Below are 19,729 nucleotides of genomic sequence, written 5' to 3' on the forward strand. Positions count from 1 at the left end.
CAACATCCACGCGCATCCATTCCCGGTCGCCGTCGTCCGTCCCGCGCCTCCGAGCGCGCGGGACGGCGCCGCTAGTCTGGGCAGATGACCGCGACCGCCGATCTCTACGACGAGCGCGGAGACGCGCTCGCCTCCGTCTCCGTGCAGTTTCAGGACCTCGGCGGACGCCGCGCGTTCGAAGGGCCGATCCGCACCGTCCGCTGCTACCGCGACAACGGTCTTGTCCGAGACCTCCTCGCCGGCCCGGGGGAGGGGGCGGTGCTGATCGTCGACGGCGGCGGCTCGCTGGAGTCCGCCCTGATGGGCGACATCATGGCCTCCGCCGCGGTGGCCAACGGATGGTCGGGCGTCATCATCCACGGCGCGATCCGTGACCGTGATGTCCTCGCAACCCTCGACCTCGGGGTCAAGGCGCTCGGTTCCAACCCACGCAAGAGTGTCAAGGACGGTGCCGGCGAGGTGGATGTGCCCGTCGAGATCGGAGGCGTGACCTTCCGTCCCGGTGGGTTCGTCTGGGCCGACACCGACGGCATCCTCGTCGCCTGATCGCGCACCCCATGGACATCCGCTGATGCGATGACGGATGCTGGTCTTCCACCGACCCGGGGAGGCGCCATGTTCCGCATCGACGACGCGTTCAGTGGATTCGCCGTCGACGACATCGACGTCGCGCGGTCGTTCTACCGTGACACCCTCGGCATGGTCGTCGAGGACGACGAGATGGGATTCCTCACCCTTCGGTTGCCCTCCGGCGCGGCGATCTTCGTCTACGCGAAGGACGACCACGTGCCCGCCACCTTCACGATCCTGAATTTCCCCGTCACCGACATCGACGCCGCCGTCGACGACCTGCGTGCTCGCGGGGTCGACACCCGCATCTACGGCGATCAGTTCGGCGGCGACGATCGCGGCATCGTGCGCGGCGGGGAGGCCGGGCCCGACATCGCGTGGTTCCGCGATCCGGCGGGGAACGTCCTCGCGATCCTGCAGACGTAGCGCGAACGGGCGCCGCGCGTCAGTGCTTCAGCGGCGGGGTGGCGTGCGAGGGCCAGCCGTCGGGGTTGGTCGCCCCGGCGGGGTACTCGTCGAGGGGCACGTCGTCCGCGCGCCACGCGTCGACGATCGGCTGGACGATCCGCCAGCATTGTTCGGCCGCGTCGCCGCGGACGGACAGAGCCGCGTCACCGTCGAGGATGCTGGAGAGCACCTCGCCGTAGGCGCGGAGCGCGCCCGCGCCCAGGTCTGCGGTCAGCCCGATGCGTTCGAGCTCGAGCGGGTCGTCTGCGCCGTTGACGTTCAGCTCCAGGGAGAGCAGATCGGGGCCGAGCGAGAAGCGCATGATCGAGCCCGACGCATCCCCGGTGAGCCCGGCCGGTACATGACGGACCGGGCGGAACTGCACGACGATCTCGCGCACCGGCTCGCCGAGCGCCTTGCCGGAGCGCAACGTGAAGGGAACACCGGCCCACCGCGCGGTGTCCACGGCGAAGGTCACCTCGGCAAGGGTTTCGGTGTGGCGCGAGGGATCGACGCCCGGCTCGTCGACGTACGACGGGAACGTGCGATCCCCGATGGACCCGGCGGTGTACCGGGCACGGCGGGAGGCCGTCGCGGGGTCGTCATCCCACACGTGGGTGGCCCGGAGCGCCGCGCCGGTGGCATCGCGCAGATCGCGCTCGTCGAGGGATGCCGGGGCATCCATCGCCAGGAACGCGAGCACCTGGAGCAGATGGCTCTGGATCATGTCGACCATCGCGCCTGCCTTGTCGTAGTACCCCGCGCGGTTCTCCAGGCCGAGTGCCTCGTCGAACCGCACCAGCACGCTCTCGACATGTTCGGCGTTCCACACCGGCTCGATCACGCGGTTGGCGAATCGCACGCCCAGCAGGTTCAGCAGCGTCGACCGACCCAGGAAGTGGTCGACGCGGAAGATCTGATTCTCGGGCACGAGCCTGTCGACGGTGAGGTTCAATGCGTGGGCACTGTCGGCATCCGTCCCGAACGGCTTCTCCAGGGCGAGGATGGTGCCCGCCGGAAGGGTGACATCCGCCAGTGCCTCGCACGCGCGGGCCGCGATCGCGGGCGGCACGGCGAAGTAGAGGGCGAGCCGTCCGTCGACGCCGTCGACGAGGCGTTGCAGGTCGGCGGCCTCGGTGATGTCGGCGCGCTGATAGGTGGTCTGGTCGACCGCGCCGAAGGCGGCGTCGGCGTCGCCGGCGGCGAAGGCCGTCTTGACGACGTCGCGCCAGTGGGTGTCGTCCCAGTCATCCATGCCGGCGCCGCGCAGGTGGACCCGGCGGGACGGTTCGCGGCTGAGGAGTTCTCCGAGGGCGGGAAGCAGTAGGCGGGAGGTGAGGTCTCCCGAGGCGCCGAGGATGAGCAGGGTCGTGGTCGCGGAGGTCACGGCGCCCACGATAGCGTCGAAGCGCTGCCCGCCACAGGCTTCCGGGAGGACACCATGCCCGCACCCATCGAGGACTACGCCCTCCTCAGCGACTGTCGCACCGCGGCGCTGGTGTCGCGGGAAGGAAGTATCGACTGGTTCTGCCCACCCCGCTACGACGCCGCATCGGTGTTCGGTGCGCTGCTCGGTGACGAGGACCACGGTCGATGGATGCTGCGCCCCGCTGACCCGCATGCGACGCCGACGCGCCGCTACGACGGCGACACGTTCACCCTCGTGACCCGGTGGCAGAGCGTGGACGGTGTCGCCGAGGTGCACGAGTTCATGCCCATCGACGGGGACCGCACCGACATCGTGCGTCGCCTCGTCGGTGTCTCGGGCGAGGTCGTCTTCGATCACGAGCTCGTGGTGCGCTTCGACTACGCCCGAGCCCTGCCGTGGGTGCGGCAGATCGGTGAGGAGGACAGCCCCGCTCTCCTGGCGATCGCCGGCCCCGACGCGGTGGTCGTGCGTGGTGCGCGACTACGCGCGGTCGATCACCGGCACCGCGGCACGGTGACCGTGTCCGGCGGTGACGAGATCGATGTGACCCTGACGTGGTTCGCCTCCCACCTGCCGACTCCGCCCCCGGTCGACGTCGCCGCCGAGCGCGCATCGACCCAGGCGTTCTGGCACGACTTCGCCGAGACGATCGAACACCACGGTCCCCATCACGCAGAGGTGGTGCGCTCCCTGCTCGTGCTGCGGGCGTTGACGCATCGTGACACCGGCGGCATCGTCGCCGCCGCCACCACGTCGCTGCCCGAGGACTTCGGCGGATCCCGCAACTGGGACTACCGGTACGTCTGGCTGCGCGACGCCTCCCTCACCCTCGAGGCGCTGCTCGAGCACGGCTTCACCCGCATCGCCTTCCGCTGGCGGCGCTGGCTCCTGCGCGCGGTCGCGGGCGATCCCGCAGACGTGCAGATCATGTACGGCATCGCCGGCGAGCGCGAACTGCCCGAGAGCGAACTGGAGAGCCTCCCCGGCTACGAGGGATCGGCGCCGGTGCGCCTGGGCAACGGTGCGTATACGCAGTTCCAGGGCGATGTGATCGGCGAGGTGATGGTCGCTCTCGAAGCCGCCCGGAATGCCGGCGTCGAGGAGTCCGATTTCTCGTGGGCGCTGCAGAAGGCCCTCCTCGACCAGGTCGTGGAGTGGTTCGACCGGCCGGACTGCGGCATCTGGGAGATCCGCGGCGAGGAGACGATGTTCACGCACTCCCGTGCCATGGTGTGGGCCGCGCTCGACCGCGGCGTGCGCGCGGTCGAGGAGGCCGGGCTGCCGGGGGATGCCACGCAGTGGCGGCGACTGCGCGAGAAGGTGCGGGACGAGATCGACGCGAACGGCTACGACGCGGAACGCGGCCATTTCGTGCAGCACTACGGTTCGACCGAGGTGGACGCGTCGCTTCTGCTCCTGCCGCAGGTCGGATTCTGCGCTCACGACGACCCCCGGATGCTCGGTACCGTGGCGGAGATGGAGCGCACGCTGATGCGCGACGGGTTCCTGATGCGCTACCGCACCGGGAGCGGGGTCGACGGTCTCCCCGGTGACGAGCATCCGTTCCTCGCCTGCACCTTCTGGCTGGTGGAGCAGTACGCCGTCAGTGGGCGCCTCGACGATGCGAACGCGCTCATGAACCGGGCCTGTGCGGTGGCCAACGACGTCGGGCTGCTGTCGGAGGAGTACGACGTGGGTCGCGACCGCCACGCCGGCAATACCCCGCAGGCGCTGTCGCACCTCGCCCTCGTGCGCGCCGCCGATGCCCTCGTCGGCCACTCCGGCCGGGCCGCCCTCCGCACCTGACCCGCCCCGTCGGTGCACCAATTCAGGCTGCACGACGAGGGAGCGGCCGATTCCGGGCTGTGGGCGGCAATCGGCTGCGCTGAGCCTGAGTTGGTGCACACCGCGCGCCGGGACCGGGATCCACCCCGTCCCGGCGCGCGGACTCAGCGGGAGAGGGCTTCGGAGAGCTTCACGCGCGCGCCCATCCGCAGCAGCGAGTTCTCGTAGATCTTCGCCGCGACGACGATCGCGACGACGCACGTGGCGATGAGGATCACGAGCGACAGCAGCGGCTCCCACCACTGCGCGTCACCCAGGAACATGCGCACCGGCATGCCGACCGGGGCCGAGAACGGCACGTACGACATCACCGCCAACACGACTGGGTTCTCCCAGAAGAAGATCACGAGGAAGTACGGCGCCATGACGAGCATCGTCAGCGGGGTCGTGGTCGATCCGATGTCCTCCTGACGGGAGACCATCGACGCCGCGGCGGCGAACAGGGTCGCCAGCAGCACGAAGCCGAAGAGGAAGAACACGGCGAACCACGCGATCGGCGCCCCGAGGCCCTGCAGCACCTCGGACTGACCGGTGACGGTGAGCCCGATGACGGCGATGGCGACCAGGATGAGGATCTCGCCCATCGCGAGGATCGTGTTGCCGATCACCTTGCCGGCCAGGAGCGACCGCACCGAGATGGCGGAGATGAGCAGTTCGACGACCCGGGTCTGCTTCTCTTCCACCACCGACTGCGCGATGGTTCCGCCGAACAGTGACGCGGCCATGAGGAACACCACGCCGAAACCGACCGCGGCCAGGTAGCCGAGTGCGCCCGGGCCCGTTTCGGGGTCGAGGATCTCCACGGGCGGCAGTTGCGAGAGCGACAGCAGCAGGTTCGTCGGGGCGCTCGTCTCGGCGATGACGGTGAAGCCGGTGGGGGAGGCGGCGTCGGCGACGACCGCGGCGTCGACCTCAGCGGCGGCGACGAGCTCACGGGCGTCGGCATCAGACGTGGCGTCGGTGATATCGAGGCCGGGCGCATCCTGCACGTACTGCTGCGCGTCGGCGGTCACCGCGACGGGGGTGCCGGAGGAGTTCTGAGCGGTGAACCCGCCCCACAGTACGAGGGCGAGCGCGCCGACGAAGAGAATCGCGAACGAGACGATGAAGGCTTTGCTGCGCAGTTTCGAGCCGATCTCGCGTTCGGCGACGAGCCAGACGCTCTGCGCGCTGCTGGGCGCGGCGGTCGGGGCGGCGTTCACTGGATGACCTCCTTGAAGATCTGCGACAGGGACGGATGCTGCGGGGCGAAACCGGCGACGTCGCCCTGCGCGACGGCTCGGCGCAGCACGCGCTGCGCCGTCTCGTCGCTGTCCGCGTCGAAGACGGCGTATCCGCCGTCGAAGTCGAGCACGACCACCCCCGGCTCCTCCCGCAGCCACCCGGCGTCGCCGCTCGAGACGAGCTCGTAGCGCCGCTGCGCGTGTGCGGCACGCAGGTCGTCGCGTCCGCCCTTCGCGCGGACGGTCCCCCCGGCGATGATGACGAGGTCGTCGCAGAGACGCTCGACGACGTCGAGCTGGTGCGAGCTGAACAGCACCGAGGCCCCCGCCTTGGCGCGATCCTGCAGCACCGAGGCGACGACCTCGACGGCGAGCGGATCCAGACCCGAGAAGGGCTCGTCGAGGATGAGGACCTCGGGGTCGTGCACGAGCGCGGCGGCGATCTGCGCGCGCTGCTGGTTTCCCAGCGACAGCGTCTCGACGTTGTCTCCGAGGCGCTCGCCGAGGCCGAGGTCTTCGAGCAGCGCCCGTGCACGCGCGTCGGCGTCGGCTTTGCCGAAGCCGTGGAGGCGCGCGAGGTAGACGATGTGTTCGAGCACCTTCATCTTCGGGTACAGCCCGCGCTCTTCGGGCATGTACCCGAAGCGGCGACGGTCGGCGGGGGTCACGGGTGCGCCGTCGAGGGTGACGGTGCCCGCGTCGCCGGCGAGGACGCCCAGCACGATCCGCATCGTGGTGGTCTTGCCGGCGCCGTTGCCGCCGACGAATCCGGTGAGGCGTCCGGGCGAGACGTCGAAGGTGACGTCGTCGAGGACGCGGCGGTCGCCGTAGCTCTTGGTCAGGCCCTGCAGTCGCAGCATGCCGTTCTCCTTCCGGCGGAGATCTCCCGCCGTCTTCGACGCTACGGACCGGCGTGCAGGGGGACATCCCCCTGCGGGTGGGTCCTGTCCTCCGTCCGCAGGGGGAGCGCTCAGGCCAGACCGTGCCGGTGGGCGTAGACGACGGCGGCGACCCGGTCGCGAGCGCCGAGCTTCTGCAGCACGTTCGACACGTGCGTCTTGACGGTGGCCTCGCCGATGAAGAGGTGCTGGGCGATCTCGGCGTTGCTCAGGGCTTGCGCGACCAGGCGCAGCACCTCCGCCTCGCGCTCGGTGAGGTCGATGACCGGCGGTTCCGGTTCGGACGGCCGTGCGGCTGCGGAGGGGGTGGCGCCAGCGGGTGCGGATCCGGTCCCGCGCGCGGTCCCGGCGGCATCCGGCGCGGCGAACCGTGCGATCACGCGTCGCGTGACCTCGGGGGCCAGCAGCGCGTCGCCGCCGGCGAGCACGCGTACGGCGTGGACGAGCTCTTCGGGGCCCGCGTTCTTCAGCACGAAGCCGCTCGCCCCGGCGGCGAGGGCCTGGAAGAGGTAGTCGTCGCGGTCGAACGTGGTCACGATCACGACGGCGGGGGCGTGGTCGACCTCGGCGACGATGCGCCGGGTGGCCTCGAGGCCGTCCATGTCGGGCATCTGCACGTCCATGCAGATCACGTCAGGGTGGAGGGTGGCGGCGGCGTCGATCGCCTCGCGGCCGGTGGCGGCTTCGCCGATGACCTCGATCTCACCGGTCGCCTCGAGGATCATCCGGAACCCGGCGCGCATGACGGAGTGGTCGTCGACGAGCAGAACGCGGATCATGCGGGAACCGCCGCGGTGGTGGGCACCTCGGCGCGGACGAGGAACCCGCCTCGTTCACGGGGCGTCGCCACGAGGTTTCCACCGATCGCGGCGGCGCGCTCGCGCATGCCGACGATGCCGAGACCCGGCCGCGGGGCGAGAGTCGCCCGGCCGGTGTTGGCGATCTCGAGCTCGACGGCATCCGAGCAGTACCGAACGCGCACGTCGGCGGTGGCTCCGGGCCCGGCGTGCCGCCGCGTGTTGGTGAGGGCCTCCTGCGCGATGCGGTAGAGGCCGACTTCGGTGACGGCGGAGAGTGGCCGGGGATCGCCGATGACGGTCAACGTCGTGGGGAGCCCGTGGTCGCGGGAGTGGGCGACGAGGTCGTCGAGGGCGGCGAGGGTGAGGGTCGATCCCTCGACCGGGTCGGTGTCGTTGGTGCGCAGCGTCTCGAGAAGGTGCCGCAGCTCGCCGAGGGCGCTACGGGCGGATTCCTCGACGCCGCCGAGCGCCGTGCGCGCCGCCGCCGGATCCCGGTCGAGCACGGCGCGGGCGGCGCCGGCCTGCACCCCCATCGCCGAGACATGGTGGGCGACGACATCGTGCAGCTCGCGGGCGATGTGCACCCGGTCGAGTGCGACCGCCTGAGCGGCGGTGACTTCGCGTTCGCGTTCGAGCTCGCGCGTGCGCTCCTCGAGGGCGGCGCGCTGTTCGGCGGCCGCGAACGCGCGATCTCCCATGTAGTACGCGCCGCCGAAGAAGGCGGCGTTGACGAGGAACTGCAGCAGCATGTAGGCCGCGAACGGGGAGAAGAGTCCGGCCTGTGAGAGCGCCTCGTCGGAGGGGTCGATGGCGGCTCGGAACGTGTTGACGGTGAGCCACACGAACATCCCGACGATGATGGCAGCGCGCACGAGGGTTGCGCGCCGGCGGTCGGTCAGCCAGGCGCCGACGGTGTAGACCCCGATGAACAGCGCGATGTTGCCGACGTAGACCTCGGGGATGCGGGCGGTCATCCCCACGAAGTAGGCCAGCGCGATGGTGACGGCGACGGTGCTGGGGTAGCGGCGGCGCACCGCCAGCGGTGCGGTGAGCGCGAGCGCGTAGAGGAGCCCCCACTCGGGCCCCGGCCCGTCGGTGCCGAAGATGCCGGCGACCGAGTTCAAAGCGACGCTGAGCACCGCGGCGACGAAGAGGCCGGCGGCCAGCCACGCGTCGGCGCGGAGCGAGGCGCGGTCGGCGTCGCGCACCGGGCGCGTAGTGTCGATGGCGGACATCCCTCCACCGTAGGGCGGAGGTCGCGGCGCGACATCCCCCGGCGGGCGGAGATCACGACGCAACGCGGATCGTACTGGTTGCTGGTTGACTGTGCCGGGGGAGGGATGGATGAACGAGAGCGGACCGCGTCGGCGGGAGCACCGCCGGGTGATCGCCGACCGTCGCCAGGACGGCCGCGTCGGGGTGGCGATGGTGGGTATGGCCGTCGTGGTGTGGTGGCCCGCCTTCACACTGGGGGCGTACGACGACCTCTTCTTCGATCAGCTGATGGCGGTGTGGGCCGCCGCCACCGCCGCGTTCGTCTTCGTGCTCGTGGAGCGTCGACCGGTCGGGGTGCGCCTGCTGCGGGCGTTCCTGCTGCTGCTGCCGAGTGTCTGGCTGGCGCTGATGTTCTTCATCAACGACGAGGAGGAGGACATCTTCGTCTTCCTCATCGACGCCGGCGCCATCCTCGCCGTCCTCATCGGTCTGCCGTTCACGCTGTGGCTGCTCGTGCGCATCGTCTGGCCGGAGTTCGGTGACGAGACCCGGGTGAGTACGAAATGGCTGATCGCTCTGGTCGTCGTCGGCGTCGCCGCAGCGTCGTACGTGCTCGGAGTGAACCATCAGGCGTTCCTCACCTGCGACGACTTCACCGAAAGCGGCAATTCCGCTCCGGCGGACTGCACGCCCGACTGATCGACCGGGCCGACCCCGTCCCGGGCTCGGTCCGGATGAGGGCATTCTCATCTTGGGGGTGCAACCTCTGATCACGAGCGGTTTCGTGCCGGCACGGGGCGCCATCCGCCGGAGGCCCGACTCGGCGGCGACATGTGGGTGCGCTATACGGGAGGAGCCAGACATCCCCCCTCCCCCTCGAAGGATGCCCCATGCGACACCTCCGTCCTGTCCTCGCCGGCGCGGCCGTCACCGGTCTGACCGTCACGCTGCTCGCGCTCACCCCGACCGCCGCCAATGCACACGGCTACATCACCGGCGACATCGTCGCGCGCGCAGCGGCGCCGCAGAACCTCGACCGCGGTGCCGTCGCGTACGAGCCGCAATCCCTGGAGGCCCCGAAGGGGTACCCGGATGCCGGACCAGCGGACGGCAAGCTCGCTTCCGCCGGGGGGCTGTTCGGGGGCAACCTCGACGAGCAGTCCGAGGAGCGGTGGTGGAAGAACAAGGTCACGACCGGTGACCTCACCCTCGACTGGTCCTTCACCGCCCCGCACCGCACGTCGGAGTTCCGCTACTACCTCACCACGCGCGACTGGGACCCCAACGATCCGCTCGAGCGCAGCGACTTCGAGCTGCTCGCGGTCGTGCCGCACGACGGTTCGGCGGCCTCGACGAACCCCAGCCACACCGTGACGATCCCCGATGACCGCACGGGCTATCACGTCATCTACGCCGTGTGGGACGTCGCCGACACGTCCAACGCGTTCTACAACACGATCGACCTGGAGATCGCCGGCGACGCCCATCCGGCCGACCCTGATCCCGTCGACCCCGATCCCGTCGACCCCGATCCCGTCGACCCGGGCCCCGTGGATCCCAGCCCCGTCGATGCGGTGACCCACCTGCACGTCATGGCCCGCACCGACACGACCGCCCAGCTCATGTGGACGGCATCGGACGACGCCGTCTCGTACCGGGTCTCGCGTACGGCGCCCGACGGCACCGTCACCTCGGCGCTGACGACGGCGACGGTGTTCGACGACACCGGACTGCAACCCGAGACGACCTACAGCTGGACGGTGCGGGCCGTGGATGCGGCGGGCGATCTCGGCGACCCCGCCGAGATCGTCGCGACGACCGCGGCCGCGACCCCCGGCGACCCGGTCGACCCCCTGCCGACAGAGGGCGCGCCGTGGGACCCGGAGGCGGTGTACGCGCGCGGTGATCTCGTTCTTCACGAGGGCGTCGTGTACGAAGCGGTCCAGAGCCACCGTGGAGTCGGTGACCCGAACTGGATCACGGCGCCCTCGCTCTGGGCGCCCGTCGGCACGATGCCTGATCCCGAGCCGACGCCTGATCCCGAGCCGACGCCTGACCCCGAGCCGACGCCCGAGCCCGAGCCGGATGCCTGGAAGCCCCGCGGGACGTACGCGGTCGGCGATGTCGTGACCTGGCAGGGAGTGACGTACGTCGCCGTGCAGGCGCACACCGGCAACGGCGACGAGGGCTGGATCAGCGCCCCCTCCCTCTGGCGTCGCGGCTGAGCGACCCGCCGGCGCGCCCCGCGCGCCGGCCTGACACCGCGCCGTTGCGGCGTCAGGCCGGCGCCGTGCGGAGGACGAGCGCCTCGGTGACCCCGAAGACGGCGATCGCCGCCCGGTCCCTCTCCGCCATCGGCGTCGTCTCGATCGGAACGATCCGCGGGTCGAAGACAGCGATCTCCTCGCCGCCGACGACGAGAGTCGCCCCGTCCGCGGCCAGCACGTTCTGCAGCCATTGGGTGCCCCGCCCGTACGGCAGGGTCACGAAGAACTCGTCGCCTTCGCGGTGGGTCGCGATCGGCGTCTCGTACGCCTTACCCGACGTGCGGCCACGGTGCCTGATCACGGTCCAGGGTGACTCGTGCGTGCCCGCCCCGCGCATCGCCCCGGGGTTCAGGACGTCGCGCTGCACCACCCTCACGGCACGGAGGACTCTCGGGTTCTTCGCGCGCACACCGATGACGAAGACCGCCAGAACGGCGGCGAGGCCGACCGCGAGGGTCACCGCGACCGAGACGAGGACGCGCGCGAGCGAGGTCATGCGACCAGCTTCCCGAGTCCCGCACCGGGCCACAACCCCGGAGGGTGCGGCGAGGTCAGAAGATCATCGGGCGATCGTCATCGTCCGCGCCGTCCAGGTCCAGATCGACCACGACCGGCACATGGTCGCTCGGGCCCTCGCCCTTGCGTTCATCGCGGTGGATGGATGCGTCCGTCACCGCATCGGCGAGGGTGCGCGATCCGAGGATGAAGTCGATGCGAAGACCCTCGTTGCGGGGGAAGCGCAGGCGCTTGTAGTCCCAGTAGGTGTACCCGGTGGGAAGGAGCGGGCGCACGACGTCGACCACGCCGGCGGAGGTCAGCGACGTGAAGGCCTGCCGCTCGGGCGGGGAGACGTGGGTGGAGAAGCCGGGGACGATGGTCGGGTCGCCGTTGTCGGCGTCGGTCGGCGCGATGTTGTAGTCGCCCACCAGCGCGAGCGGCAGGTCGGGTTCGTCGGCGAGCACGTCACGGGTGTGCTGTTCGAGGGCCGCGAGCCAGTGCAGCTTGTAGTCGTAGTGGGGGTCGCCCAGGCCCCGGCCGTTGGGCACGTAGAGGCTCCAGACGCGGATGCCCCCGGTGGTGACACCGATCGCTCGCGCCTCCTGCGGGGCATCCGGGCCCTCGTGGCCCTTCGCGAACCCGGGCATGCCGGGGAAGGCGGTCTCGACGTCGGTCATCGGTTCACGGCTCGCGACGGCGACGCCGTTCCACTGCGAGAAACCGTGGGCGCGCACCTCGTAGCCCGCCGCTTCGAACGCTTCGTACGGGAACTGCTCCTCTTTGCACTTGATCTCCTGCATCGCGAGGACGTCGATGTGCTCGCGGACGGCGAAGTCGACGATGCGGTCGACGCGGGCGCGGATCGAGTTGACGTTCCAGGTGGCCAGGCGCATGGATTCCAGCCTAGGCGCCGGTGGCGACTCTCCTAGACTCGAGACCATGACCGCCGCCTCCTCCGCAGCACTCGAGACCGACCGCCAGAACCTGATCGCGCTGATCAAGGCCGAAGCCGTCTTCCACGGCGACTTCACGCTGTCGAGCGGCAAGAAGGCGTCGTACTACGTCGACATGCGCAAGCTCACCCTCGACCACCGGGCGGCCCCCGCGATCGGTCGCATCATGCTCGACCTCGTGCGGCAGGTCGACGGGATCGTCGCCGTCGGCGGGCTCACCCTCGGAGCCGACCCGATCGCGAACGCGGTCATGCACGAGTCGGCCCGCACCGACGTGCCGCTGGATGCGTTCGTCGTGCGCAAGGAGCCGAAGGACCACGGTCGTGGCCGTCAGGTCGAGGGGGCCGATGTGGCCGGCAAGCGCGTCGTCGTCGTCGAAGACACCTCCACGACCGGTCAGTCCGCGTTGAAGGCCGTCGAGGCGCTGCGCCGCGAGGGTGCCGAGCCGGTCGCCGTCGCGGTCATCGTCGACCGCAAGACCGGGGCGCAGGCGGCTGTCGAGGCCGCGGGGCTGCAGTGGCTGGCCGCCGTGGACCTCGACGACCTCGGGCTCGCTCCGCAGTAACGCGCCCACCCGAGCCGTGGCGTTCGGGAATACGCGCACCGGGTGGTGTCGTTGGGCGTCACCATGGATCTCTACGCTCCCGCGACCTTCGGTGCCCTGTCCCTGTCGAACCGCGTCGTGATGGCACCCCTCACGCGCACGCGCGCCGGGGCGGATGGGGTGCCCAACGACGTGATGGTCGAGTACTACCGTCAGCGTGCCGCCGTGGGACTCATCATCACCGAGGGCGTGTGGCCCGTCGCCGAGGGCAAGTCCTACCCCGGTCAGCCCGGCATCGAAACCCCCGCCCAGGTCGAAGGGTGGCGCCGCATCGCCGACGCCGTCCACGCCGAGGGCGGCACGATCGTCATGCAGCTGATGCACGGCGGACGCGTCTCGCACACCGACATCACCGGGACGGCGCGAATCGTCGCCCCGAGCGCCCTACCGGCGCCCGGACAGACGCACACGGCATCCGGCAAGGTCGACATGCCCGTCCCGCACGCGCTGACCACCGACGAGGTCCCCGCGGTGACCGAGCAGTTCGTCGCCGCCGCCCGCAACGCGATCGCGGCGGGACTCGACGGTGTCGAGGTCCACGGAGCGAACGGGTATCTCGTCCAGGAGTTCCTCTCGCCCGTCTCCAACGTCCGAGACGACCGGTACGGCGGGTCGCCCGAGAACCGCGCACGGTTCGCGATCGAAACCACCCGCGCCGTCGCCGAGGCCGTCGGCGCCGACCGGACCGCGATCCGCCTGTCTCCGCAGCACAACATCCAGGGTGTGCTCGAGACCGATGACGCCGACGCTCACGCGACCTACGCTGCGCTCGCCGAAGGCCTCGCTCCGCTCGGGCTGGCGTTCGTGGACATTCTGCATGCCGAGCCCGCCGGGGACCTCGTCCAGCACATCCGCCGCACGGCCGGAGCGCCGGTGATCCTCAATTCCGGATTCGCGGCGCCGACCGACCGCGACGAGGCCGAAGCCCTCGTCGCCGGTGGATGGGCCGATGCGGTCGCCGTCGGCCGCCCGGTCATCGCCAACCCCGACCTTGTCCGGCGATGGCGCGAGCGGACCGAGCTGAACGTTCCGCGTTCGGAGCTGTTCTACGGTTCCGGGGCGGAGGGCTACACCGACTACCCGGCGCTGGTCGCGGTCGCCTGACCGCGGTTCAGTCGTCTCGGCGTCGGATCCAGATCACGATCCATGTCACGAGGGTTCCGAGCAGGATGATCGCGGAGCTGGCCAGGAGCAGGGTCTGTTCGGTCTCATTCATGAGGCTTCCCGGGCGGTTCAGAGGCCGTGGGTGACTTCACCCTCGGGCATCTCGGCCTCGATGGGGCCGTCGACGAGCAGGTCGGCGACCGAGTCGAGGATCTCGTCGGGACGGAAGGGGTAGCGTTCGATCTCGGCGTCGTCGGAGATGCCGGTGCGCACCAGCACGGTGTGCAGACCCGCCTCGATCCCCGCGACGACGTCGGTGTCCATCCGATCGCCGATCATGCCGGTGTTCTCGGAATGCGCCCCGATCCGATTCAGGGCTGACCGGAACATCATCGGGTTCGGTTTCCCGACGACGTAGGGCTCCTTGCCGGTCGCCTTGGAGATCAGTGCGGAGATCGCGCCCGTCGCCGGCAGGACCCCCTCGGTGGAGGGGCCGGTGGCATCGGGGTTCGTCGCGATGAACCGCGCACCGCCGCGGATGAACCGGATCGCCTTCGTGATGGCCTCGAACGAGTAGTTGCGCGTCTCCCCGATCACCACGTAGTCCGGGTCGGTCTCGGTCATGATGAAACCGGCCTCGTGCAGTGCCGTGGTCAGCCCCGCTTCGCCGATCACGAATGCGCTGCCGCCGGGCATCTGCAGGCGGAGGAAGTCGGCGGTGGCCAGTGCCGACGTCCAGATGGACTCCTCCGGCACGACCAGGCCCGATGCGCGGAGGCGAGCGCTGAGGTCGCGCGGCGTGAAGATCGAGTTGTTCGTCAGCACGAGGAACGGCACGCCCAGGTCGCGCCACTGCTGCAGCAGTTCCGATGCGCCGGGGACGGGGGTGTTCTCATGGACGAGCACGCCGTCCATGTCGGTGAGCCAGCATTCGACCTCATCGCGGGTACGCATGGCCACAGCCTATGCGCCGTCGCCGACCTCTGTCCGTCGGAGACGGGCGGCGACGCGCCCGCGCGCCCCATTCCGCCAGAGGCATGCGCGGCATAGGGTCGACGTGTGAGTGGACCCGAGTGGCATCTCCCCGACCTCACCGGCCGGACCTACCTCGTCACGGGCTCGAACGCGGGCCTCGGGTACTTCTCGTGCGAGTATCTCGTTCGAGCCGGTGCCGACGTGATCATGTCGGCGCGGAACCCCGCGCGCCTCGCGGCGGCCCGTGCCGCACTGATCCGGCGCGTCCCGGAGGCCGGCGACCGCGACGCGGTGGAGTCGCTCATGCTCGACACCAGCAACTCCGGCTCGCTCCGCGCCGCGGCGGCGACGCTGCGCAGCCGGGGCGCGCTGGATGGGGTGCTGCTGAACGCCGGGATCGTCCACGCGCCCAAGCAGCGCACCCTCACCCGCGACGGCAACGAGCTCGTCTTCGCCACGAACGTCCTCGGGCACTTCGCTCTGGCCGGCGAGCTGCTGCCGGCGCTCGCCGCGGCCGGTGGCCGGATGGTGTGGGTGGGCAGCATGTCGACGTCGATGTGGCGCTATGACCCCGTCGACCCGCAACTGTCCGCCGGCTATACGCCCTGGCGGGCCTACGTGCAGTCGAAGATCGCAACCAGCTCGCTCGGCTTCGAAGCCGACCGACGCCTCCGGGATGCGGGGGTCGCCGTGGCCAGCATCGTCGCCCACCCCGGGTACTCCACGAGTGGACGCACCGCGGGCATCCGCGGGGTGAACCACCCCTCGCGCCTGACGCGCTTCGCCGACGGCCTCCAGGCCCCGGTCACGCAGTCCAAAGAGGCGGGAGCGCAGCCGCTCGTCCACGCCCTGGCCGCAGCCGATGTAGACGGCGGCGAGTACTGGGGTCCGCGTCGGGTGCTGCGCGGCGAGCCGCACCGGGGCTCGGCGTCGCGCGTCACCCGTGACCGCGAGGTCGCGGCCCGCATCTGGGACGCGTGCGAGCACGCGACCGGAGTGGCGTGGCCGTTCGCGAAAGCGGCCAAGACCAAGCGTCTGCGCCGCTGACCGGGCTACGCGGCGGGCTGTCGGCGTCGCCGGAGGATCCAGGTGTTGCCGTCCTCGGTGCGGCGGGTCAGTTCGTCGAGCGCGGCGAGGGCGATCGCGAGACCGCGCCCTGATTCCGCGTCCGCATCCGGCATGCCGACGTTCTCGAGGTCGATGAGCGCCGGGTCGGCATTGTCGGTGAAGACGGCCCAGAGCTGCTCCGCGTCGCAGGTCAGGGCGAAATCGATCTCGATCGGCTCGCGCGACTGCGCGTGCTCGACGATGTTGGTCGCGACCTCGCTGACGGCCAGGCGGAAGAGCATCTGGTCGTCGTCGCCCACGCTCCCCCGCTCGAAGAGGACGTCGAGGAGATCGTGGACGGTATCCACGAAGGTCTCCTCGGCCGCCCCGCGCGCCTCGAGGCGGACGTCACCGCTCATCGAAGGCCTCCTCGACGCTGGGGTAGTCGCGCAGCACGCGATCGAGGTTGGTAAGGGCGAGGACCTTCCGCACCGCGTCGGTCGCGCCCGCGATGCGCAGATCCCCCGAGGCCTGCCGAGCCGACTTCAGCCCGCCGATCAGCACTCCGAGCCCGGACGAGTCGATGAACGGAGTGGCCGACAGGTCGACGGCGATGCGGGCGTGGCCGGACTCGATGAGGTCCGCGATCGCGGTGCGCACGGCGGGGGCCGAGGTGGCGGTGAGGCGTCCGTCGGTGCGCACGACCGAGTACGCGTCGCCGAGGGTCGTGGTGACGTTCACGTGTTCGCCTCCTGGCGGTTCGATGTCGAGGACGGTCCCCGGTAAAGGGCCGCCTGGATGATGACGCTCAACACGGCGAGGTCGTAGATGACCCAGACGGTGTTCACCAGTGTGCCAGTCCCGTCGGCCGTTCCCACCGCGATCCGGGCGAAGCCGATCAGCATCGCGATCACCAGAACCGCGATGGCGGTCAGCTGGGGCCAGATCTGACGCCACGGGATCCCGGAGTCGTCGCGCCCGTCCTTCTTCGTCACGGCGAAACCGAGAGGGCGCCGCAGGACGACGTTCGAGAAGGCGGTCGTGCACGCGCGTATCCACACGGGGAACAGGGCGAGCGAGTATTGCTGGCCGCGCCAGGTCCGTATGCCTCTCGCGACGACGAGGAAGAGGACCTGGTTGATGAGGAAGTAGGGGAGGAAACGCGCGAAGAAGTCCACGCTCCAGGCGGTGACCGGCATCACCCCCAGGGTCAGGTAGATGACGGGCGCGGCGAGGTACACGATCGCGGTGAACCCCGACAGGTAGCTCCACATGGTGGCGAAGTACATCAGTCGCTGACCGGCCGACAGGCCCTTCTTCACCAGGGGGTTGTCCCGCAGCATCACCTGCAGCGTCCCCTGCGCCCACCTCAGGCGCTGGGTGAGCATGGTCCGGAGGTCCTCGGGGGCCAGTCCGTGCGCGAGGATCTCATGGTGGTAGACGCTGCGCCACCCGAGGGCGTGCAGCTGCATCGCGGTGGCCATGTCCTCCGTGACCGAGATGGTGGCCATCGGCTGCACCGGCTGCGCCTCGTCGGGTCGGTCCACGCGGAGGGCCGCGAGAAGCGCCGCGACGGATTCCATCGCCCCGAGCGGCGAGAACTCGTGGGCCGAGAGCGCCGCCAGGGCAGCGTCGTCGATCACCGGCGACCCGGTCTCCTCGTCGACGCCGGCGAGCTCGTGCACGATCTGGAGCTCCGCGCGCAGGGCGGCCATGTCGCGTGAGACCACGCTCTCGGATGCGCGTCTCACGTCGGCATCGAGACGGTAGGTCACCTCGGCGATGGCACCGCCCGCCGCGATCTCGCGTCGCGCCTCGGCGACCCTGTCTCGCAGCCCGGACAGATCGCCGCGCATCGACGCCGGGGTCCGCCGACTGCGCGCGGCGCGGGCGAGCAGGCCCTCGGCGGCGCGGAGCGCCCGCGAGGTCGACTCCTCGACATCGCGCACATAGCCCACGATCCCCAGCTGCATGAGCGCGTCGCGTCGCAGGATCGCGTTGGAACCGCAGAAGAAGGCGGCGTTCCAGCCGTCCTTCCCCTGCTGGATCGGGCCGTAGAACAGCGGAGCCTGGCTGCCCAGGGGGTCGGTCTCGTCGACGTTGACGAACCACTGCGGCGTTTGGACGAGGGCGACTTCCGGGTCGTCGGCGAAGTAGCCCAGCGTGCGATGCAGGATGAGCGGGTCGGGCACCTGGTCGGCATCGAGGATGAGCAGGAACTCGCCCTCCGTCTGAAGGAGCGCGTTGTTGAGGTTCCCCGCTTTCGCGTGGCGCGGCTTCCCGGCCCACTCGGCCGACCTGGTGATGTAACCGACACCGAGGTCCGCCGCGGCCGCTCTCATCTCGGGCCGCGCGCCGTCGTCGAGGATCCACGTCTCGTGCGGGTAGGCGATTCGCGCGGCCGCCGCCGCGGTCGCCGCGACCATCTCGATCGGCTCGTTGTAGGTGGTGATGAAGACATCCACCGTCCCCTGCGGTGGTGAAGTGGGGGCGGGTCTTTCCCGGGCGCGCCACATCGTCACCGCGAACAGGAACGTGTCGACCAGGCTGTAGGTCTCGGCGATCACCAGCGGCACGGCGATCCACCACGCCTCCCAGTTGATCGAGTCCAACCAGCGCCAGGCGATGTAGTTGACACCGAGGAGCACCGACAGCAGCGCGAGGATGCGGATGACGACGAAGCGCGCGGTCATGCATCCCTCCGGATGATCATCACGGTGACGTCGTCGGGGGCGTCGCGGTCGCGCGCCAGGCGCACAGCCTCGAGGGCGGCGCCGGTGGGTTCGCGATCCCGGAGCGTGCGCAGGACATGGCCGAACGGGTCGTCCTCGTCGAGCACGTCCAGCAGCCCGTCGCTGCACACCAGGAAGACGTCACCGGGATTCAACCGAAGGTCCACCGGTGCGCGCGGCTCGAGGAACCCCGTGCCCAGCGGAAGCCCGGTGGATCGCACCGGTTCCCAGGTGTCGTCGGATCTGAGGACGAAGGAAAGACTGTGGCCGGCGTCGACGATCGTGAGGTCGCCGGTCGCCATCGAGAGCTGGGCATGCACGGCCGTGACGAACGTATGCGTCTCGCCGATCACTTCGGAGAGCAGCTCGTCGGCCTCCTCGACGGCCTCCAGTACCGAGCGATCCGGAGCGGTGCGCAGGGAACCGCGCAACCCGGCGGCGATCATCGCGGGGCCGGCACCTTTTCCCATCACATCGGCGAGGGTGAAGCGCACGGTCTCGCCGCGCGTGTGCCAGTCGTGCATGTCGCCCAGGAGCGCTCCCGCAGGGCGGGCGGCGGAAGCGAAGCTCCACCCCGTGGCCTTCGGGGCGGGGGCGCTCAGGACCGCTCGCTGGATCGAGGCGGCTCCCTCCCGCTCCCGGGTGTGGGTGAGCTCGCTCTGCACCCAGAGCGCGAGTTCGCGCAGAAGCTCGCGCTGGCGAGCATCGAGCGACCGCGGGCGGGTGTCGAGGATGCACAGCGTCCCCACGGGCTCGCCCCCCGGCGCCTTCAGCGGGTGTCCCGCGTAGAACCGCAGGTGCGGGTCGCCGGCGACGAACGGGTTGGCGGCCAGCGAGGGGACCGCGGTCGCATCCTCGACCACCATCGTGTCCGGCTCGCGGATGGCGAGGTCGCAGAAGGCGTCCCGGCGGGGCGCTTCGCGTGATCCGAGTCCGATCTCGGACATCCGGAACTGGCGATCGTTGTCGAGCAGGGTCACGCTGACCATCGGCACGTCGAACATCTCTTGCGCCAACCGTGCGACGCGATCCACCCGCTCATCCGGCGGTGTGTCCAAGACTCCGAGCGCTTCCACGGCACGCTGCCGCTGTGCTTCCTCCACATTTCCCCTGACGTCTGT

Annotated in this window: 20 protein-coding genes; 8 read left to right on the forward strand and 12 right to left on the reverse strand. The window is 70.3% G+C overall.

Annotation, left to right across the window (positions count from 1 at the left end; genetic code table 11):
* Nucleotides 1-84 precede the first annotated feature (84 nt).
* Complete coding sequence (gene rraA, locus RZO50_RS05075; protein ID WP_322598583.1) at nucleotides 85-546, forward strand: ribonuclease E activity regulator RraA; 462 nt, start codon at nucleotides 85-87, stop codon at nucleotides 544-546.
* 69 nt (nucleotides 547-615) lie between these two features.
* The gene (locus tag RZO50_RS05080) at nucleotides 616-996 is read left to right on the forward strand and encodes a VOC family protein (protein WP_322598584.1); all 381 of its coding nucleotides are present in this window, start codon (nucleotides 616-618) and stop codon (nucleotides 994-996) included.
* A 19-nt stretch (nucleotides 997-1,015) separates the two neighbouring features.
* Here the strand turns inward: RZO50_RS05080 and RZO50_RS05085 are convergent, their stop codons facing one another.
* Nucleotides 1,016-2,413 (reverse strand): glucose-6-phosphate dehydrogenase, encoded by a 1,398-nt coding sequence (locus RZO50_RS05085; RefSeq protein WP_322598585.1) that lies wholly within the window; start codon nucleotides 2,411-2,413, stop codon nucleotides 1,016-1,018.
* A 45-nt stretch (nucleotides 2,414-2,458) separates the two neighbouring features.
* On the opposite strand from RZO50_RS05085, the gene RZO50_RS05090 reads away from it, so the two are divergent.
* Nucleotides 2,459-4,252 (forward strand): glycoside hydrolase family 15 protein, encoded by a 1,794-nt coding sequence (locus RZO50_RS05090; protein WP_322598586.1) that lies wholly within the window; start codon nucleotides 2,459-2,461, stop codon nucleotides 4,250-4,252.
* A 143-nt stretch (nucleotides 4,253-4,395) separates the two neighbouring features.
* On the opposite strand, the gene RZO50_RS05095 is transcribed toward RZO50_RS05090, so the two are convergent.
* The 4 genes from RZO50_RS05095 to RZO50_RS05110 form a co-directional block, all read right to left on the reverse strand.
* Nucleotides 4,396-5,493, reverse strand: coding sequence for an ABC transporter permease (locus RZO50_RS05095; RefSeq protein WP_322598587.1), 1,098 nt, complete (start codon nucleotides 5,491-5,493; stop codon nucleotides 4,396-4,398).
* Nucleotides 5,490-6,374 (reverse strand): ABC transporter ATP-binding protein, encoded by an 885-nt coding sequence (locus tag RZO50_RS05100; RefSeq protein WP_322598588.1) that lies wholly within the window; start codon nucleotides 6,372-6,374, stop codon nucleotides 5,490-5,492. The genes RZO50_RS05095 and RZO50_RS05100 overlap by 4 nt, the downstream gene beginning before the upstream one ends.
* 110 nt (nucleotides 6,375-6,484) lie before the next feature.
* Nucleotides 6,485-7,192, reverse strand: coding sequence for a response regulator transcription factor (locus RZO50_RS05105; RefSeq protein ID WP_322598589.1), 708 nt, complete (start codon nucleotides 7,190-7,192; stop codon nucleotides 6,485-6,487).
* Nucleotides 7,189-8,448, reverse strand: a complete 1,260-nt coding sequence (locus RZO50_RS05110; RefSeq protein ID WP_322598590.1) for a sensor histidine kinase — start codon at nucleotides 8,446-8,448, stop codon at nucleotides 7,189-7,191. Before RZO50_RS05110 ends, RZO50_RS05105 begins: the two co-directional genes overlap by 4 nt.
* A gap of 109 nt (nucleotides 8,449-8,557) precedes the next feature.
* Between RZO50_RS05110 and RZO50_RS05115 the strand changes: the two genes are divergently transcribed.
* Complete coding sequence (locus RZO50_RS05115; protein ID WP_322598591.1) at nucleotides 8,558-9,127, forward strand: hypothetical protein; 570 nt, start codon at nucleotides 8,558-8,560, stop codon at nucleotides 9,125-9,127.
* 191 nt (nucleotides 9,128-9,318) lie between these two features.
* The gene (locus RZO50_RS05120) at nucleotides 9,319-10,653 is read left to right on the forward strand and encodes a lytic polysaccharide monooxygenase (RefSeq protein ID WP_322598592.1); all 1,335 of its coding nucleotides are present in this window, start codon (nucleotides 9,319-9,321) and stop codon (nucleotides 10,651-10,653) included.
* A gap of 52 nt (nucleotides 10,654-10,705) precedes the next feature.
* On the opposite strand, the gene RZO50_RS05125 is transcribed toward RZO50_RS05120, so the two are convergent.
* Complete coding sequence (locus RZO50_RS05125; RefSeq protein WP_322598593.1) at nucleotides 10,706-11,191, reverse strand: nitroreductase/quinone reductase family protein; 486 nt, start codon at nucleotides 11,189-11,191, stop codon at nucleotides 10,706-10,708.
* 55 nt (nucleotides 11,192-11,246) lie between these two features.
* Complete coding sequence (locus RZO50_RS05130) at nucleotides 11,247-12,086, reverse strand: exodeoxyribonuclease III (protein ID WP_322598594.1); 840 nt, start codon at nucleotides 12,084-12,086, stop codon at nucleotides 11,247-11,249.
* Between the two features lie 46 nt (nucleotides 12,087-12,132).
* Here RZO50_RS05130 and pyrE point away from each other — a divergent pair, with 46 nt between their 5' ends.
* Nucleotides 12,133-12,711, forward strand: coding sequence for an orotate phosphoribosyltransferase (gene pyrE, locus RZO50_RS05135; protein ID WP_322598595.1), 579 nt, complete (start codon nucleotides 12,133-12,135; stop codon nucleotides 12,709-12,711).
* A 63-nt stretch (nucleotides 12,712-12,774) separates the two neighbouring features.
* Nucleotides 12,775-13,854, forward strand: coding sequence for an alkene reductase (locus RZO50_RS05140; RefSeq protein ID WP_322598596.1), 1,080 nt, complete (start codon nucleotides 12,775-12,777; stop codon nucleotides 13,852-13,854).
* 129 nt (nucleotides 13,855-13,983) lie between these two features.
* On the opposite strand, the gene RZO50_RS05145 is transcribed toward RZO50_RS05140, so the two are convergent.
* Nucleotides 13,984-14,808 (reverse strand): HAD-IIA family hydrolase, encoded by an 825-nt coding sequence (locus RZO50_RS05145; RefSeq protein ID WP_322598597.1) that lies wholly within the window; start codon nucleotides 14,806-14,808, stop codon nucleotides 13,984-13,986.
* A gap of 105 nt (nucleotides 14,809-14,913) precedes the next feature.
* Here RZO50_RS05145 and RZO50_RS05150 point away from each other — a divergent pair, with 105 nt between their 5' ends.
* Nucleotides 14,914-15,876, forward strand: coding sequence for an SDR family NAD(P)-dependent oxidoreductase (locus RZO50_RS05150; protein WP_322598598.1), 963 nt, complete (start codon nucleotides 14,914-14,916; stop codon nucleotides 15,874-15,876).
* Nucleotides 15,877-15,881: 5 nt separating this feature from the next.
* On the opposite strand, the gene RZO50_RS05155 is transcribed toward RZO50_RS05150, so the two are convergent.
* Genes RZO50_RS05155 through RZO50_RS05170 form a run of 4 tightly spaced genes read right to left on the reverse strand, consistent with a single transcriptional unit; the run spans nucleotide 15,882 to nucleotide 19,711 of the window.
* Nucleotides 15,882-16,295, reverse strand: a complete 414-nt coding sequence (locus RZO50_RS05155) for an ATP-binding protein (RefSeq protein WP_322598599.1) — start codon at nucleotides 16,293-16,295, stop codon at nucleotides 15,882-15,884.
* Nucleotides 16,285-16,617 (reverse strand): STAS domain-containing protein, encoded by a 333-nt coding sequence (locus RZO50_RS05160; protein WP_322598600.1) that lies wholly within the window; start codon nucleotides 16,615-16,617, stop codon nucleotides 16,285-16,287. Before RZO50_RS05160 ends, RZO50_RS05155 begins: the two co-directional genes overlap by 11 nt.
* On the reverse strand, nucleotides 16,614-18,569 hold the full coding sequence (locus tag RZO50_RS05165; protein WP_322598601.1) for a glycosyltransferase family 2 protein: 1,956 nt from the start codon (nucleotides 18,567-18,569) through the stop codon (nucleotides 16,614-16,616). Before RZO50_RS05165 ends, RZO50_RS05160 begins: the two co-directional genes overlap by 4 nt.
* A complete protein-coding gene (locus RZO50_RS05170) occupies nucleotides 18,566-19,711 on the reverse strand; it encodes a PP2C family protein-serine/threonine phosphatase (protein WP_322598602.1) in 1,146 nt (381 codons plus the stop codon). Before RZO50_RS05170 ends, RZO50_RS05165 begins: the two co-directional genes overlap by 4 nt.
* Nucleotides 19,712-19,729: the final 18 nt, after the last annotated feature.

This window comes from Microbacterium xanthum (assembly GCF_034531355.1).
Taxonomy (GTDB): Bacteria; Actinomycetota; Actinomycetes; order Actinomycetales; family Microbacteriaceae; genus Microbacterium; species Microbacterium xanthum.

Coding starts and splice junctions, on each gene's coding strand:
- rraA (WP_322598583.1), top strand. CDS start 85: ATGACCGCGACCGCCGATCTCTACGACGAGCGCGGAGACGCGCTCGCC.
- RZO50_RS05115 (WP_322598591.1), top strand. CDS start 8,558: ATGAACGAGAGCGGACCGCGTCGGCGGGAGCACCGCCGGGTGATCGCC.
- RZO50_RS05120 (WP_322598592.1), top strand. CDS start 9,319: ATGCGACACCTCCGTCCTGTCCTCGCCGGCGCGGCCGTCACCGGTCTG.
- RZO50_RS05140 (WP_322598596.1), top strand. CDS start 12,775: ATGGATCTCTACGCTCCCGCGACCTTCGGTGCCCTGTCCCTGTCGAAC.
- RZO50_RS05105 (WP_322598589.1), bottom strand. CDS start 7,192: ATGATCCGCGTTCTGCTCGTCGACGACCACTCCGTCATGCGCGCCGGG.
- RZO50_RS05145 (WP_322598597.1), bottom strand. CDS start 14,808: ATGCGTACCCGCGATGAGGTCGAATGCTGGCTCACCGACATGGACGGC.
- RZO50_RS05100 (WP_322598588.1), bottom strand. CDS start 6,374: ATGCTGCGACTGCAGGGCCTGACCAAGAGCTACGGCGACCGCCGCGTC.
- RZO50_RS05080 (WP_322598584.1), top strand. CDS start 616: ATGTTCCGCATCGACGACGCGTTCAGTGGATTCGCCGTCGACGACATC.
- RZO50_RS05125 (WP_322598593.1), bottom strand. CDS start 11,191: ATGACCTCGCTCGCGCGCGTCCTCGTCTCGGTCGCGGTGACCCTCGCG.
- RZO50_RS05130 (WP_322598594.1), bottom strand. CDS start 12,086: ATGCGCCTGGCCACCTGGAACGTCAACTCGATCCGCGCCCGCGTCGAC.
- RZO50_RS05110 (WP_322598590.1), bottom strand. CDS start 8,448: ATGTCCGCCATCGACACTACGCGCCCGGTGCGCGACGCCGACCGCGCC.
- RZO50_RS05155 (WP_322598599.1), bottom strand. CDS start 16,295: ATGAGCGGTGACGTCCGCCTCGAGGCGCGCGGGGCGGCCGAGGAGACC.
- RZO50_RS05165 (WP_322598601.1), bottom strand. CDS start 18,569: ATGACCGCGCGCTTCGTCGTCATCCGCATCCTCGCGCTGCTGTCGGTG.
- pyrE (WP_322598595.1), top strand. CDS start 12,133: ATGACCGCCGCCTCCTCCGCAGCACTCGAGACCGACCGCCAGAACCTG.
- RZO50_RS05090 (WP_322598586.1), top strand. CDS start 2,459: ATGCCCGCACCCATCGAGGACTACGCCCTCCTCAGCGACTGTCGCACC.